13 protein-coding genes are annotated in these 15,126 nt (G+C 70.6%); 8 read left to right on the forward strand and 5 right to left on the reverse strand.

The window, feature by feature from the left end; translation table 11 throughout:
• The first annotated feature begins 5 nt into the window (after positions 1-5).
• The 5 genes from ABZ948_RS09380 to ABZ948_RS09400 all read left to right on the forward strand — a co-directional run bounded on the left by ABZ948_RS09380 (position 6) and on the right by ABZ948_RS09400 (position 7,053).
• Positions 6-686 (forward strand): spermine/spermidine synthase domain-containing protein, encoded by a 681-nt coding sequence (locus ABZ948_RS09380; RefSeq protein WP_359758319.1) that lies wholly within the window; start codon positions 6-8, stop codon positions 684-686.
• Between the two features lie 133 nt (positions 687-819).
• Positions 820-1,560: a response regulator transcription factor gene (locus ABZ948_RS09385; protein WP_010040369.1), complete on the forward strand. Its 741-nt coding sequence runs from the start codon at positions 820-822 to the stop codon at positions 1,558-1,560.
• Entirely contained in the window at positions 1,557-2,669 is a 1,113-nt protein-coding gene (locus tag ABZ948_RS09390) for a HAMP domain-containing sensor histidine kinase (RefSeq protein ID WP_359758320.1), read from the forward strand. The genes ABZ948_RS09385 and ABZ948_RS09390 overlap by 4 nt, the downstream gene beginning before the upstream one ends.
• 281 nt (positions 2,670-2,950) lie before the next feature.
• Entirely contained in the window at positions 2,951-6,787 is a 3,837-nt protein-coding gene (locus ABZ948_RS09395; RefSeq protein ID WP_359758321.1) for a multifunctional oxoglutarate decarboxylase/oxoglutarate dehydrogenase thiamine pyrophosphate-binding subunit/dihydrolipoyllysine-residue succinyltransferase subunit, read from the forward strand.
• An 86-nt stretch (positions 6,788-6,873) separates the two neighbouring features.
• On the forward strand, positions 6,874-7,053 hold the full coding sequence (locus tag ABZ948_RS09400; RefSeq protein WP_003992906.1) for a DUF6104 family protein: 180 nt from the start codon (positions 6,874-6,876) through the stop codon (positions 7,051-7,053).
• Between the two features lie 42 nt (positions 7,054-7,095).
• Here ABZ948_RS09400 and ABZ948_RS09405 read toward each other — a convergent pair whose 3' ends face one another.
• Positions 7,096-7,923: a hypothetical protein gene (locus ABZ948_RS09405; protein ID WP_359758322.1), complete on the reverse strand. Its 828-nt coding sequence runs from the start codon at positions 7,921-7,923 to the stop codon at positions 7,096-7,098.
• 148 nt (positions 7,924-8,071) lie between these two features.
• Between ABZ948_RS09405 and ABZ948_RS09410 the strand changes: the two genes are divergently transcribed.
• Positions 8,072-9,100 (forward strand): DUF4097 family beta strand repeat-containing protein, encoded by a 1,029-nt coding sequence (locus ABZ948_RS09410; RefSeq protein WP_359758323.1) that lies wholly within the window; start codon positions 8,072-8,074, stop codon positions 9,098-9,100.
• Position 9,101: 1 nt separating this feature from the next.
• The gene (locus ABZ948_RS09415) at positions 9,102-10,169 is read left to right on the forward strand and encodes a PadR family transcriptional regulator (RefSeq protein ID WP_359758324.1); all 1,068 of its coding nucleotides are present in this window, start codon (positions 9,102-9,104) and stop codon (positions 10,167-10,169) included.
• Positions 10,170-10,180: 11 nt separating this feature from the next.
• Here ABZ948_RS09415 and ABZ948_RS09420 read toward each other — a convergent pair whose 3' ends face one another.
• The 4 genes from ABZ948_RS09420 to ABZ948_RS09435 all read right to left on the reverse strand — a co-directional run bounded on the left by ABZ948_RS09420 (position 10,181) and on the right by ABZ948_RS09435 (position 13,515).
• Positions 10,181-10,759: a Clp protease N-terminal domain-containing protein gene (locus ABZ948_RS09420; protein ID WP_359758325.1), complete on the reverse strand. Its 579-nt coding sequence runs from the start codon at positions 10,757-10,759 to the stop codon at positions 10,181-10,183.
• Positions 10,759-10,968 carry a helix-turn-helix domain-containing protein gene (locus tag ABZ948_RS09425; RefSeq protein ID WP_031103307.1) on the reverse strand — a complete coding sequence of 70 codons (210 nt, stop codon included), beginning with the start codon at positions 10,966-10,968 and terminating at the stop codon, positions 10,759-10,761. Before ABZ948_RS09425 ends, ABZ948_RS09420 begins: the two co-directional genes overlap by 1 nt.
• A gap of 126 nt (positions 10,969-11,094) precedes the next feature.
• A complete protein-coding gene (locus ABZ948_RS09430; RefSeq protein ID WP_359758326.1) occupies positions 11,095-12,060 on the reverse strand; it encodes a zinc-binding dehydrogenase in 966 nt (321 codons plus the stop codon).
• A 222-nt stretch (positions 12,061-12,282) separates the two neighbouring features.
• Positions 12,283-13,515: an NAD(P)-dependent malic enzyme gene (locus ABZ948_RS09435; protein ID WP_359758327.1), complete on the reverse strand. Its 1,233-nt coding sequence runs from the start codon at positions 13,513-13,515 to the stop codon at positions 12,283-12,285.
• A 652-nt stretch (positions 13,516-14,167) separates the two neighbouring features.
• Between ABZ948_RS09435 and ABZ948_RS09440 the strand changes: the two genes are divergently transcribed.
• Positions 14,168-15,124 (forward strand): ABC transporter substrate-binding protein, encoded by a 957-nt coding sequence (locus ABZ948_RS09440; RefSeq protein ID WP_359758328.1) that lies wholly within the window; start codon positions 14,168-14,170, stop codon positions 15,122-15,124.
• The last annotated feature ends 2 nt before the right edge of the window (positions 15,125-15,126 follow it).

Genomic DNA, 15,126 nt, shown 5'->3' on the forward strand with positions numbered 1-15,126 from the left:
CTCCCATGCCCACCCCGAACGACATTCCCGATGTCCTGGACCGTCGCGAGGGCCCGCACGGCGAGGTCGTGTTGCGGCAGCGGCCCGGTGGCCGGCTGGAGATCATCGCGAACGGCTGCTTCCTGATGGACACCTCCGACGGCCGCTCGGAGCGCCGGCTGGTCGACGCGGCCCTGGACGCCCTGCCCGGCCGGACCCGCCCCGACGTGCTGATCGGCGGACTCGGCGTCGGCTTCTCCCTCGCACACGCGGCGGCGGATCCGCGCTGGGGACGGATCGCCGTGGTGGAACGCGAGCGCGCGATTGTCGAATGGCACCGCGACGGCCCGCTCTCCGCGATCTCCGCCGAGGCCCTCGCCGACCCCCGCACGGAAATCGTCGAAGCCGATCTCGTCGCATACGTCAATGAGACATCCGCCACGTACGACGCGCTCTGCCTCGACATCGACAACGGCCCCGGCTGGACCGTCACGGAGGGCAACGGAAATCTCTACCGCGAAGCCGGACTTGCCAGCTGCGCACGGGTGTTGAGACCCGGTGGGGTACTCGCCGTCTGGTCCGCCCAACCCTCTCCGGAATTCGAAGAAACCTTGTGGAATGCCGGGTTCCAACAGGTGCGTACCGAAGAGATCCCGGTTGCCCGGGGCGTTCCGGACGTCGTGCACCTCGCCATCAGCCCTGGATAGCAAAGGTGTGCTGACTCCCCGTACGCTGCTCCTCTGACGCCGATCATTCAAGCGTCAATCGCACACCATGCGCAGGCACAGCCAGTCAGGAATCACCCCACTGATTCCGGAAAGCACACCCCAGGGGCGGGCGATGGAGCAGACACACACCTCCCACAACGGTTCGGCGACGGCTACCCCGGGCGCGCAGCGCCGGGTTCTCGTCGTCGAGGACGACGCCACGATCGTGGACGCCATCGCGACCCGCCTGCGAGCCGAGGGATTCCTCGTGCAAACAGCGGGTGACGGCCCGGCCGCCGTCGACACGGCCGAGGCATGGCAGCCCGACCTGCTGATCCTCGACATCATGCTGCCCGGCTTCGACGGTCTGGAGGTCTGCCGCCGCGTGCAGGCCGCCCGCCCGGTGCCGGTGCTGATGCTCACCGCGCGCGACGACGAGACCGACATGCTGGTCGGGCTCGGCGTCGGCGCCGACGACTACATGACGAAGCCCTTCTCGATGCGGGAGTTGGCGGCACGCGTGCACGTGCTGCTGCGCCGCGTGGAGCGGGCCGCGCTGGCCGCCGCGACGCCGCGCAGCGGCATCCTGCGCCTCGGCGAGCTGGAGATCGACCACGCGCAGCGCCGGGTCCGGGTGCGCAGCGAGGACGTCCACCTCACCCCGACCGAGTTCGACCTGCTGGTCTGCCTGGCCAACACCCCGCGTGCGGTGCTCTCGCGCGAGCAGCTGCTCGCCGAGGTCTGGGACTGGGCGGACGCCTCCGGCACCCGCACGGTCGACAGCCACATCAAGGCGCTGCGCCGGAAGATCGGCGCGGAGCGGATCCGTACGGTGCACGGCGTCGGTTACGCCCTGGAGACCCCGACGCCATGAGCGGCGGGCCGGCCGCACGGAGAAACCCCGGGGAGCCGGAACCCTGGGGCGGGGTGAGCCCGTTCTCGATCAAGACCAAACTGGGCGCGCTGGTCGTCATCTCGGTGCTGATCACCACCGGTCTGTCGGTGATCGCGGTGCACACGAAGACGGAGCTGCGCTTCATCACGGTCTTCTCGATGATCGCCACACTCCTCATCACGCAGTTCGTGGCCCATTCGCTCACCGCGCCGCTGGACGAGATGACGGCCGTGGCGCGTTCCATCTCGCAGGGCGACTACACCCGCCGGGTGCGGGAGAACCGCCGTGACGAACTGGGCGACCTGGCCGTGACGATCAACGCCATGGCCGACGAGCTGGAGGCCCAGGACCGCCAGCGCAAGGAGCTGGTGGCGAACGTCTCGCACGAGCTGCGCACGCCCATCGCGGGCCTGCGCGCGGTGCTGGAGAACATCGTCGACGGCGTCACGCAGGCCGACCCGGAGACGATGCGCACGGCCCTGAAGCAGACCGAGCGTCTCGGCCGGCTGGTGGAGACGCTGCTGGACCTGTCCCGCCTGGACAACGGCGTCGTACCGCTGAAGAAGCGGCGGTTCGAGGTGTGGCCGTACCTGTCCGGCGTGCTGAAGGAGGCCAACATGGTCGCCTCCGTGCGCGCGGGCATCGCGACCGGCTCGGGCAGTCACACGCGCACGGACGTCCATCTGCACCTCGACGTCCACCCGCCGGAGTTGACCGCGCACGCCGATCCGGAGCGCATCCACCAGGTCGTCGCCAATCTCATCGACAACGCGGTCAAGCACAGCCCGCCGCACGGCCGGGTGACGGTCAAGGCGCGGCGCGGCCCGCTGCCGGAGTCGCTGGAGCTGGAGGTCCTGGACGAGGGCCCCGGCATTCCGAAGTCGGAGTGGCACCGCGTCTTCGAGCGGTTCAACCGGGGCAGTGCCAAACGGCCGCAGGGGCCGGGCAGCGACGGCGGCACGGGCCTCGGCCTGGCGATCGCCCGCTGGGCGGTCGATCTGCACGGCGGTCGGATCGGAGTGGCCGAATCCGAGCGAGGTTGCCGGATTCTTGTCACTCTTCCGGGAGAGTCATCCGTGCCAAGTTGACGTAAAGTTCGAAGCGGAGCCACAAGATCCACCGGCGTCCGCGCTGACGGACACGTGTGATCAGGCACAGGCCCGCGCCATCGGCGTCCGAGGCCCTGCTCCGCCCTTCCCTCCTTAAGCGGAACCACGCTTGTTTCCCGCCATTTCAAGGCCCGAAACACAGTCTGAGATGTGACTTACACGACGTTGAACGGGCCCGACCTGACCTTCCCGGTCCGGGAGGCGTAGCCTTGATTCCCGCTGTCCATCATCTTGTGAAGCGGAAGAGGGCGGTTGCCGCCGTGTCGCCACAGTCCCCCAGTAACTCGAGCATCTCGACCGACACCGACCAAGCGGGCAAGAACCCCGCTGCGTCGTTCGGTGCCAACGAGTGGCTCGTCGACGAGATCTATCAGCAGTACCTCCAGGACCCGAATTCGGTAGACCGAGCCTGGTGGGACTTCTTCGCCGACTACAAGCCGGGCGCCGCTGCCGCCTCGGCTCCGGCGGGTACCGCGGCCGCGGGGGCCGCGGGGACCACCACCGCTCAGCCGGCCGCCCCGGCCGCTCCCGCCCAGGCCCCCGCCCCGGCGGCAGAGAAGCCCGCCGCCGCGCAGGCTCCCGCCCCGGCTCCGGCCCAGGCGAAGCCCGCCGCGCAGGCCCCGGCCCAGGCCGCCGCTCCCGCGAAGGCCGCCCCGGCCGCCGCGAAGCCGGCCGCCGCCAAGCCCGCCGCGGCCCCGAAGAAGGCCGAGCCCGCCGGTGACGCCCCCTCGGGCCCCGAGCAGGTCGTGCTGCGCGGCCCGGCCGCCGCGGTCGCGAAGAACATGGACGCCTCCCTGGAGCTGCCCACGGCCACGTCCGTGCGCGCGGTCCCGGTGAAGCTGCTGTTCGACAACCGCATCGTCATCAACAACCACCTCAAGCGGGCGCGCGGCGGGAAGATCTCCTTCACGCACCTCATCGGCTACGCCATGGTCCAGGCGATCAAGGCCATGCCGGCGATGAACCACTCGTTCGCGAAGGTGGACGGCAAGCCGACGCTGGTCAAGCCGGACCACGTCAACCTGGGTCTCGCCATCGACCTGGTCAAGCCGAACGGCGACCGCCAGCTCGTCGTCGCGGCGATCAAGAAGGCCGAGACGCTGAACTTCTTCGAGTTCTGGCAGGCCTACGAGGACATCGTCCGCCGCGCCCGCGACGGCAAGCTGACGATGGACGACTTCTCCGGGGTCACGGTCTCCCTGACCAACCCCGGCGGCCTCGGCACGGTCCACTCGGTCCCGCGTCTGATGCCCGGCCAGTCCGTGATCATGGGCGTCGGCTCCATGGACTACCCGGCGGAGTTCCAGGGCACCTCCCAGGACACTCTGAACAAGCTCGGCATCTCGAAGGTCATGACGCTCACGTCGACCTACGACCACCGGGTCATCCAGGGCGCCGCCTCCGGCGAGTTCCTCCGCCAGGTCGCGAACCTGCTGCTCGGCGAGAACGGCTTCTACGACGACATCTTCGAGGCGCTGCGCATCCCCTACGAGCCGGTCCGCTGGCTCAAGGACATCGACGCCAGCCACGACGACGACGTCACCAAGGCCGCCCGGGTCTTCGAGCTGATCCACTCCTACCGGGTCCGCGGCCACGTCATGGCCGACACCGACCCGCTCGAGTACCAGCAGCGCAAGCACCCCGACCTGGACATCACCGAGCACGGCCTCACGCTCTGGGACCTGGAGCGCGAGTTCGCCGTCGGCGGCTTCGCCGGCAAGTCGATGATGAAGCTGCGCGACATCCTCGGCGTCCTGCGCGACTCGTACTGCCGCACCACCGGCATCGAGTTCATGCACATCCAGGACCCGAAGCAGCGCAAGTGGATCCAGGACCGCGTGGAGCGCCCGCACTCCAAGCCGGAGCGCGAGGAGCAGCTGCGCATCCTGCGCCGCCTGAACGCGGCCGAGGCCTTCGAGACGTTCCTGCAGACGAAGTACGTCGGCCAGAAGCGCTTCTCCCTGGAGGGCGGCGAGTCCGTCATCCCGCTGCTGGACGCCGTGCTGGACTCGGCCGCCGAGTCCCGCCTGGACGAGGTCGTCATCGGCATGGCCCACCGCGGCCGCCTGAACGTCCTCGCCAACATCGTCGGCAAGTCGTACGCGCAGATCTTCCGCGAGTTCGAGGGCAACCTCGACCCGAAGTCGATGCACGGCTCCGGTGACGTGAAGTACCACCTGGGCGCCGAGGGCACCTTCACGGGCCTCGACGGCGAGCAGATCAAGGTCTCCCTGGTCGCCAACCCCTCGCACCTGGAGGCGGTCGACCCGGTCCTGGAGGGCGTCTCCCGCGCCAAGCAGGACATCATCAACAAGGGCGGCACGGACTTCACGGTCCTGCCGGTGGCGATCCACGGCGACGCGGCCTTCGCGGGCCAGGGCGTGGTGGCCGAGACCCTGAACATGTCGCAGCTGCGCGGCTACCGCACCGGCGGCACGGTCCACATCGTCATCAACAACCAGGTCGGCTTCACGGCCGCCCCGGAGTCCTCCCGCTCGTCGATGTACGCGACGGACGTGGCGAGGATGATCGAGGCCCCGATCTTCCACGTGAACGGCGACGACCCCGAGGCCGTCGTCCGCGTGGCGCGGCTCGCCTTCGAGTTCCGCCAGGCGTTCAACAAGGACGTGGTGATCGACCTCATCTGCTACCGCCGCCGCGGCCACAACGAGTCGGACAACCCGGCCTTCACGCAGCCGCTGATGTACGACCTGATCGACAAGAAGCGCTCGGTGCGCAAGCTCTACACCGAGTCCCTCATCGGTCGCGGCGACATCACCCTGGAAGAGGCCGAGCAGGCGCTCCAGGACTACCAGGGCCAGCTGGAGAAGGTCTTCACGGAGGTCCGTGAGGCCACTTCGCAGCCGTCCGCCGTGGAGCCCTCCGACCCGCAGGCCGAGTTCCCGGTCGCCGTGAACACCGCGGTGACCTCGGAGGTCGTCAAGCGGATCGCCGAGTCCCAGGTCAACATCCCCGACCACATCACCGTCCACCCGCGTCTGCTGCCGCAGCTGCAGCGCCGGGCGTCGATGGTCGAGGACGGCACGATCGACTGGGGCATGGGCGAGACCCTCGCGATCGGCTCCCTCCTCCTGGAGGGCGTCCCGGTCCGTCTGGCCGGCCAGGACTCGCAGCGCGGTACGTTCGGCCAGCGCCACGCGGTCATCATCGACCGCAGCACGGGCGACGAGTACACGCCGCTGCAGTACCTCTCCGAGGACCAGGCGCGGCTGAACGTCTACAACTCCCTCCTCTCCGAGTACGCGGCGATGGGCTTCGAGTACGGCTACTCGCTGGCCCGCCCCGAGGCGCTCGTGATGTGGGAGGCGCAGTTCGGCGACTTCGTCAACGGCGCGCAGACCGTCGTGGACGAGTTCATCTCCTCGGCCGAGCAGAAGTGGGCCCAGACGTCCGGCGTCGTCCTGCTCCTGCCGCACGGCTACGAGGGCCAGGGCCCGGACCACTCCTCGGCCCGCCCGGAGCGCTTCCTGCAGATGTGCGCGCAGAACAACATGACGGTCGCCATGCCGACGTCGCCGTCGAACTACTTCCACCTCCTGCGGTGGCAGGTGCACAACCCGCACCACAAGCCGCTGGTGGTCTTCACGCCGAAGTCGATGCTGCGCCTGAAGGCGGCGGCCTCGAAGGCGGAGGAGTTCACGACCGGGCAGTTCCAGCCGGTCATCGGCGACGCGTCGGTCGACCCGGCCGCGGTCAAGAAGGTCGTCTTCTGCGCCGGCAAGGTCTACTACGACCTGGAGGCCGAGCGTCAGAAGCGCGGCGTCACGGACACGGCGATCATCCGCATCGAGCGCCTGTACCCGCTGCCGGGTGCCGAGCTCCAGGCGGAGATCAAGAAGTACCCGAACGCCGAGAAGTACCTGTGGGCCCAGGAGGAGCCGGCGAACCAGGGTTCCTGGCCGTTCATCGCGCTCAACCTGATCGACCACCTGGACCTGGCCGTCGGCGCGGACGTCCCGCACGGCGAGCGCCTGCGCCGCATCTCGCGTCCGCACAGCTCGTCCCCGGCCGTCGGTTCCGCGAAGCGGCACCAGGCCGAGCAGGAGCAGCTCGTGCGTGAGGTGTTCGACGCGTAAGCGCCCTCGTGCGTCCTGCGTGACCGGGCCGCATCCCCGATTCGGGGGTGCGGCCCGGCCGTTTGCGCCCACATATCCTTGAGGGCATGTACTTCACGGACCGTGGCATCGAGGAACTGGAGAAGCGGCGCGGCGAGGAGGAGGTCACCTTCGAGTGGCTGGCCGAGCAGCTGCGGACGTTCGTCGATCTCAACCCCGACTTCGAGGTGCCGGTGGAGCGGCTGGCGACGTGGCTGGCGCGGCTGGACGACGAGGACGACGAGTAGGAGCCGGCCGGCCGGGGGGTCGGCGTCGCGCTGTCGTGGGCGTCAGTCGCGCGGATGTGTGAGGCCGTAGGCCAGACCCCACGTGCCGTGGGCCAGGAGCAGGGCCCCGGCCGTAAGCCAGCCGCCGCTGCGCCGCCGCAGCCCCCAGACCACCAGCGGTACGCCCGCCGCCACCTGCGCGAGGGCCAGGGCGCGGGCCCTGGGGCCGCCGGTCCACGGCATCCAGGGGCCGAGGCGGCTGTGGTCGACGGTGCCGCGCTCGGCGACCGCCTCCCGCCAGCCCGGCCACTCGACCGGGAGGCTGTCCGGCTGGAGCCGCGCGGCCTCCCGGAGGCGGTGGGCGGGTTCCCCGGGGGCCAGTCCGGGCGGCAGTGAGACGTCCACGCGCGCGAGGACCGCGAGCAGCCCCCGCAGGCGGGTCCGGGCGTCGGCCGCGGAGTCGGGTTTCGTCAGCTGGTCGAGGGCCTGGAGGTCCAGGACGGGGTCGAGGCCCACGCGCGCGGCGAAGGTCCGCATCGCCTCGTCCTCCCCCGCCGGAACACCGCTCGTGAGCCAGACGAACCCGACCGGGCGGCGGAAGCCGGCCGCCAGCGTGAAGCCCGCGTGGTCGGCGTCCCACCACAGCGCGAGGACGGGCCAGGGCGCCCCGACGGCGAGGGCCGTGGCCCAGCCGGTGACGACACGGTCGACGGGCTCGGCGCCGTCGCGCCAGGGCCGGCCCTCGGGGACGAGCACGCTCCAGCCGTCGCCCGCCCGGGTGAGCTGCATGGGCTCGCGCAGCAGGTGGGCGACGGGGGCGACGGCCCCGGGCGCCGCCCGGCACAGCAACAGAGCCCCGGGCGCGGGACCGGTGGGGGCGGCTTCCGTCATGGTCACACGCTAGGGCGAATTGCCCCTCTTCGAGCACTTTTGACGCTCTCGCCATCGCCAGAACGGGTGTCTTGACTTTCATCGGGCACGATATATCGTGAATGAGAGAAGACGCGATATGGCGCGTCGAGCCGGGGAGGTCTGCACCATGTCCGAGTGGTCCGTCGCGGAACCGAGGAAGCTCACCTTCGACGAGCCTGTGAGCACACTCCACGTACGCCTCGTCAACGGAACGGTGAACGTGGTGGGCACGGACGAGGGTTCCGCCCGCCTGGAGGTCTCGGAGATCGAGGGCCCTCCCCTGCTGGTGACACAGCGGGGCGGCACCCTCACGGTGGCCTACGAGGACCTGCCCTGGAAGGGCTTCCTCACCTGGCTCGACCGCAAGGGCCGGCGCCGCAACGCCGTGGTCTCCCTGGCCGTCCCGGCCGGGACCCGGGTGGAGGTGGGCGCGGTCGGCGCGGCGGCCGTGGTCTCCGGCATCGACGGGCCGTCGACGATCAAAGGCGTCTCGGGCGACACGACCCTCGTGGGCCTCTCCGGCCCGGTCCACGCCCAGACGGTCTCCGGCAACCTCGAGGCCCAGGACGTGACCGGCGACCTCAGGTTCCAGTCCGTCTCCGGCGACCTCACGGTGGTCGAGGGCTCCGGCCCCTCCGTGCGGGCCGACTCGGTCAGCGGCTCCATGATCGTCGACCTCGACCCGGACGGCCCCACGGACGTGCGGCTGAACAGCGTCTCGGGCGAGATCGCGATCCGGCTCCCCCACCGGGCCGACGCGGAGGTCGAGGCCAACACGGCGAGCGGCGCCGTCTCCAGCGCCTTCGACGACCTGCGGGTGCACGGCCAGTGGGGCGCCCACAAGATCACCGGCCGCCTCGGCGCGGGCAACGGCAAGCTGCGGGCCACCACCGTCTCCGGCTCCATCGCCCTGCTGCGCCGACCGGCCGGAGAGGACGAGGACGACGAGGCACCCCGGGACGCACGCTCCGGCACCGGCGGATCGGCGACAACTCCGGGCACCGGCACCTCCTCGACGGCAACCCCGGGCAGCGACTCGGCGGCAACCCCGGGCACCGGCCCGCGGGACGGCTCGGGAGACAATTCCGTCTCCGGCCCGGGCGAGGGCGCCCCCACCGTCCCGGCCGACGGCACGACCGACAAGAAGGTGCTCTGACATGCCTCCCGTCTTCGCCCATGGCCGCCTCCGCCTCTACCTGCTGAAGCTGCTGGACGAGGCTCCCCGACACGGCTACGAGGTGATCCGCCTCCTGGAGGAGCGCTTCCAGGGGCTGTACGCGCCGTCGGCGGGCACGGTCTACCCGCGCCTGGCCAAGCTGGAGGCCGAGGGCCTGGTCACCCACGCCACCGAGGGCGGCCGCAAGGTCTACTCGATCACGGACGCGGGCCGCGCCGAACTGGCCGACCGCAGCGGCGAGCTGGCCGACCTTGAGCTGGAGATCCGGGAGTCGGTCGCGGAACTGGCCGCCGAGATCCAGGCCGATGTGCGCGGGGCCGCGGGCGACCTGCGCCGCGAGATGCGCGCGGCGGCGACCGAGGCCCGCCGGGGCAACGGCAACGGCACGGGCACGGGCACCCCCGGCGCCGAAGGCGGCCCGTACGGCGACTCCTCCCCGTACGGCGACAAGGAGGCCTGGCGCATCGCCAAGGAGGAGATGCGCCGCGCCAGGCAGGAGTGGAAGGAGCAGGCCCGGCGCGCCAAGGACGAGAGCCGCCGCGCCCGCGAGGACGCCCAGCGGGCCCGCCGCCAGGCGAAGGAGGCCCAGGAGCAGGCCCGCGTCCAGGCCCAGGAGCAGGTGCAGCGCATCGCCCGCCGGGTCCAGGAGCAGGTGCAGGACCACTTCGCCCGCGGCGACTGGCCGACGGGACTGCGCGAGGGCCTGAGCGAACTGGCCAAGGAGATGGGCGAGTTCGGCAAGGACTACGGCAAGGAGTTCGGCTTCGACTGGACCGGCTCGGGCAAGCCGGCGCCGGAGCCGGCCGGCTCACAGCCCACGGAGGGCTTCCCAGCCGCCTACGAACCGGCCTGGGCCCACGAGGACGCCGCAGACTCCACCGGCGACCCCGCCCGCGACCTGGACCGCCTCCTCGACCGCTTCCGGGACGACATCCGTGACGCGGCCCGCGACCACGGCGTCACCTCCGACCAGCTGCGCGACGCCCGGCGCCACCTGTCGACGGCGGCGGCCCACATAGGAGCCCTCCTGCGCGCCCCGAAGCAGTAGGAGACCGCCGCTCATCCGGCCTTGGCCTCGCCACCACCGCCGTACAGCACCCCCACCAGGGACTCGTACGTCACCCCATGGTCGGCGAGGACCTCGGCCGGCACGCCGGGGCGCAGGGTCAGGGCGAGCAGGATGTGCTCGTCACCGATGTGCCGGTCCCGCTGGGCGAGGGCGACCCGCAGGGAGCGCTCCAGGACGTCCTTGGCCCCACGGCCGAAGGAGGGGCGCCCGGACCACCACCGCGTGTCCTTGCGGTCGCCGGACATCGCTCCGACGCCGTGCACCTCCTCCACCCGGGCGACGATCTCCGCCACGTCGATCCCCAGCCCGGCGAGCGCCTCGCTCTCGGCCCGGGACAGCCCGGCCCGCCTCCGCGCCTCACGCAGAGCCTCCCGTACGGACTCCCGCCGCCCGGCGGACCGGAGCCCGAGCGCGGCGAGTGCGAACGCACCGCGACTGCCGTCGCGGTCGAGCACAGCGAGCAGCAGATGCTCCGGCTCCACGCACTGCCCGCCCCCGCCACCCCCTTCCACGTACGTGAACGCCGTCTTCACCACATCCCGGGCGTCTGCCGTGAACCGCTCGAACATCAATGCCTCCCGTACTTCTTGTGCACGGCCTGCCTGCTCACACCGAGTTCGCCGGCGATCTCCTGCCACGACCAGCCCTGGTTGCGCGCATTGCGCACCTGGACGGCCTCCAACTGCTCCAGCAGCCTGCGCAGCGCGGCGACGGCCCGCAGGCCCACCCGCGGATCACGGTCACCGGCACGCTCGGCCAGATCGGTCGCTTCGGTCATGACGTCAACCTACGTTGACAGACTTCGCCTGTCAACCACAGTTGACATGCAAACGGCCGGCCCGAACCCGGACCGGCCGTTCGATTCACCCGCGCCGCCCCTCAGGGACTGGCAGCGCGACGCACCTCAGGGATGGGTCAGCACCAGCTTCCCGAACTGCTCACCCGAAGCGAGCCGCTCGAAGCCCTCACGCGCGCGGTCCATGGGCAGGACCTCGTCGATGACGGGCCGCACACCCGTGGCGGCACAGAAGGCGAGGAGATCCTCCAGCTCGTCCTTGGTCCCCATGGTGGATCCGACGACCTTGAGTTCGAGGAAGAAGATGCGGGTCAGCTCGGCGTGCGAGGGCCGGTCGCCACTGGTGGCGCCCGAGATCACCAGCGTGCCGCCGGGCTTCAGCGACTTCACGGAATGCGACCAGGTGGCGGCACCCACGGTCTCGATCACGGCGTCGACCCGCTGCGGCAGCCGCGCTCCGGACTCCAGCGCCTCCACGGCGCCCAGCTCCACGGCCCGCTTCCGCTTGGCCTCGTCGCGGCTGGTGGCGAAGACCCGGAGCCCGGCGGCCTTCCCCAGCACGATGGCGGCCGTGGCGACCCCGCCGCCGGCGCCCTGCACCAGCACGGAGTCGCCGGGCCGCACCCCCGCGTTGGTGAACAGCATCCGGTACGCGGTCAGCCACGCCGTGGGCAGACAGGCGGCCTCCTCGAAGGAGAGCTCCTTGGGCTTGGGCAGGATGTTCCAGGTCGGCACGGCGACCTGCTCCGCGAAGGTGCCCTGGTAACGCTCGGTCAGGATGGAACGGGGCTCCTTCGGGCCGACCCCGTGCCCACTCTGTCCGATCACGGAGTGCAGGACGACCTCGTTGCCGTCCTCGTCGACGCCGGCGGCGTCGCAGCCGAGGATCATCGGCAGCTTGTCCTCCGCGAGGCCTACGCCGCGCAGGGACCAGAGGTCGTGGTGGTTGAGGGAGGCGGCCTTGACGGTGACGGTGCTCCAGCCGGGGCGGGCCTCGGGAGCCGGGCGCTCTCCCAACTCAAGGCCGGACAGCGGCTGGTCGCGGTCGATTCGGGCGGCGTAGACAGCGAACATGACCTTGACGATAGGTTCCCCACCGGGGCGACGGAACCGTATGGCCCTGTGAGACACACCCTCTTGCCAGAAGCGGGACGCCGCTGCTGAGGCCGTGGGTCCGCCGCCCGGCGCAGCGGGGTGCCGCCGGCACGCGAAATCACCCGGACAGCCGATCCCCCCGGCAAAGAAATGACCCCGTCCGAGCCCGGACGGGGTCACCTCACAGAGCAACCGGCAGCGTCAGCGCCGGGCCACACCCTCGGCCCGAGCGGCCGCCGCCACCGCCGCGGTCACCGCCGGCGCGACCCGCTCGTCGAACGGCGAGGGGATGACGTAGTCGGCCGCGAGGTCGTCCCCGACCACGGCCGCCAGCGCCTCGGCGGCGGCCAGCTTCATCCCCTCCGTGATCCGGGAGGCCCGCACCTGCAGCGCCCCCGCGAAGATCCCGGGGAACGCCAGCACGTTGTTGATCTGGTTCGGGAAGTCCGACCGCCCGGTGGCGACCACGGCCGCGTACTTGTGCGCGACCTCGGGGTGCACCTCGGGGTTGGGGTTCGCCATGGCGAAGACGAACGCGCCCTCCGCCATCGACGCGACGGCGGACTCCGGCACCGTCCCGCCGGAGACCCCGATGAACACGTCGGCTCCGGCCAGCGCCGCCTCCAGCGACCCCGTGATCCCGGCCTTGTTCGTGAACCCGGCCAGCTCCCGCTTCACCGGCGTCAGGTCGTCCCGGTCCGCCGACACGACACCCTTGCGGTCGGCCACCGCGACGTCCCCGATCCCGGCCTCGACCAGCATCTTCGCGATGGCGACACCCGCCGCGCCGGCGCCGGAGATGACGGCCCGCAGGTCGCCGACGGCCCGCCCGCTCAGCCGCGCGGCGTTCCGCAGGGCGGCCAGCGTCACGACCGCCGTGCCGTGCTGGTCGTCGTGGAAGACCGGGATGTCCAGCCGCTCCTGCAGCTTCCGCTCGATCTCGAAGCACCGCGGCGCCGAGATGTCCTCCAGGTTGACCCCGCCGAACGACGGCGCGAGCCGCACCACCGTCTCGACGATCTCGTCGACGTTCGTGCAGTTCAGCGCGATCGGGACCGCGTCCACGCCGCCGAACTGCTTGAACAGAATCGCCTTGCCCTCCATCACGGGGAGGGAGGCCTCGGGCCCGATGTCACCGAGCCCCAGCACGGCCGTACCGTCCGTCACGACGGCGACGACCGACGACTTCCACGTGTAGTCGTGCACCAGCTCCGGCTGCTCAGCGATCGCGCTGCACACCTTCGCGACGCCGGGCGTGTACGCCAGGGACAGGTCGTCCTTGTCACGGACCGGCACGGTGGCCTGCACGGCCATCTTGCCGCCGCGGTGCAGGGCGAACGCCGGGTCGAAGGAGTCGAGGGGCTCCGCACCGCCCTCGCCGCCCGTATCGCCGGTCTTGCTCTCGCTGCGAGGATTGACGATCTCCGCTGCCACTTCGTTTTACCCCTTAAATCTTCATCGGTTTGAGGGTGGCCACTCCTGGTGAGGGGTGGGCGGGACCGCGTACGGCCGTGGTCGTGCTGTGTACGTGATACGTACGGGCGCGTACGCGACGGGCGCGCCGCACACGCGCCCTGAGCCCCGGATGAGGGGTGTAAAGACCCTTCTTACCGGACGGACGCCGCCGACGACGAGTCCATAACGCGAAGGTCACATGCCGGCGCCCTGACTCTTCGTCCAAAATCAGGACAAGGCCTGGACAAACCATCGACAACCGCTCATGCGTCGGCGAAGACCTCGGCCCCCGTCTCGAAATCCCGGGATATGCCGAAGATCTTCCGGCCGGAAGGAATGATTCCCACAGAAGGTCCGGCCGTGATGTACCGGAGTGGTGCGGTTCGGGGGTCGCCCGTTATCCGATTTTGACATGGCTGGCCCCCAGAATGGCGCAGTCCGAATGGCAAGATGCCGTAATCACACGAGGTCGCGACACTCGAAGACGTGTGTTCTCGTCGACCCACGGCACTGCCGACCCCTCGGCAGTCCACGGCTCTGCCGGCACCGCCGGCAGTCCACGGCACTGCCGAACCCATCGGCAGCGTCCCGCCCCATCGGCAACTCCACCCATCCGCCGGAGGAACCCACCATGACCGCAAGCTCCACCCGTCGTACGACCGCCGCCCGCTCCCGGCTAGCAGCGGTCGGTGCGATCGCGGTCGCAGGCGCGCTGATGCTCACCGGCTGCGGTGACCAGACCAAGGACAACGGGTCGGACAGCGAGACCGCGACGGCAGCGGCCCCGCTCGCCGACAAGCTGCCGAAGTCGATCCGCGACAAGGGCGTCATCAAGGTCGGTTCCGACATCGCCTACGCCCCCGTCGAGTTCAAGGACAGCTCGGGCAAGACGGTCGGTATCGACCCGGACCTCGCCGCTGCCATGGGCAAGCAGCTCGGGGTCGACTTCCAGTTCGAGAACGGCACGTTCGACACGCTGATCACGGGTCTGCGCTCCAAGCGGTACGACATCGCCATGTCCGCGATGACCGACACCAAGGACCGCCAGGAGGGCATCGACTCCGACACCGGCAAGAAGGTCGGCGAGGGCGTCGACTTCGTCGACTACTTCACCGCCGGTGTGTCGATCTACACCAAGAAGGGCGACGACCAGGGCATCAAGACCTGGTCCGACCTGTGCGGCAAGAAGATCGTGCTGCAGCGCGGCACGGTCTCCGAGGACCTCGCCAAGGCCGAGTCGAAGAAGTGCCCGTCGGGCAAGAAGATCGCCATCGAGCCCTTCGACAACGACCAGCAGGCCCAGACCCGCCTGCGCGCGGGTGGCGCCGACGCCGGCTCGTCCGACTTCCCGGTCGCCGCGTACGCCGTGAAGACCTCCGGTGGCGGCAAGGACTTCCAGCTGGTCGGCGAGCAGGTCGAGGCCGCGCCGTACGGCATCGCGGTCGCAAAGAACCAGACGCAGCTGCGGGACGCCCTCAAGGCCGCGCTGGACGCGATCATCGACAACGGCGAGTACGACAAGATCATGAAGAAGTGGGGCGTCACGGACGGCGCCGTCAAGGAAGCCACCATCAACGGCGGCAAGTGACC

Source organism: Streptomyces olindensis (assembly GCF_040645895.1).
In the GTDB taxonomy this organism is placed as follows: domain Bacteria; phylum Actinomycetota; class Actinomycetes; order Streptomycetales; family Streptomycetaceae; genus Streptomyces; species Streptomyces olindensis.

Excerpts from the sequence above, each read along its gene's own strand:
- ABZ948_RS09380 (WP_359758319.1), top strand. The coding sequence starts at position 6 with ATGCCCACCCCGAACGACATTCCCGATGTCCTGGACCGTCGCGAGGGC.
- ABZ948_RS09385 (WP_010040369.1), top strand. The coding sequence starts at position 820 with ATGGAGCAGACACACACCTCCCACAACGGTTCGGCGACGGCTACCCCG.
- ABZ948_RS09390 (WP_359758320.1), top strand. The coding sequence starts at position 1,557 with ATGAGCGGCGGGCCGGCCGCACGGAGAAACCCCGGGGAGCCGGAACCC.
- ABZ948_RS09400 (WP_003992906.1), top strand. The coding sequence starts at position 6,874 with ATGTACTTCACGGACCGTGGCATCGAGGAACTGGAGAAGCGGCGCGGC.
- ABZ948_RS09405 (WP_359758322.1), bottom strand. The coding sequence starts at position 7,923 with ATGACGGAAGCCGCCCCCACCGGTCCCGCGCCCGGGGCTCTGTTGCTG.
- ABZ948_RS09410 (WP_359758323.1), top strand. The coding sequence starts at position 8,072 with ATGTCCGAGTGGTCCGTCGCGGAACCGAGGAAGCTCACCTTCGACGAG.
- ABZ948_RS09415 (WP_359758324.1), top strand. The coding sequence starts at position 9,102 with ATGCCTCCCGTCTTCGCCCATGGCCGCCTCCGCCTCTACCTGCTGAAG.
- ABZ948_RS09420 (WP_359758325.1), bottom strand. The coding sequence starts at position 10,759 with ATGTTCGAGCGGTTCACGGCAGACGCCCGGGATGTGGTGAAGACGGCG.
- ABZ948_RS09425 (WP_031103307.1), bottom strand. The coding sequence starts at position 10,968 with ATGACCGAAGCGACCGATCTGGCCGAGCGTGCCGGTGACCGTGATCCG.
- ABZ948_RS09430 (WP_359758326.1), bottom strand. The coding sequence starts at position 12,060 with ATGTTCGCTGTCTACGCCGCCCGAATCGACCGCGACCAGCCGCTGTCC.
- ABZ948_RS09440 (WP_359758328.1), top strand. The coding sequence starts at position 14,168 with ATGACCGCAAGCTCCACCCGTCGTACGACCGCCGCCCGCTCCCGGCTA.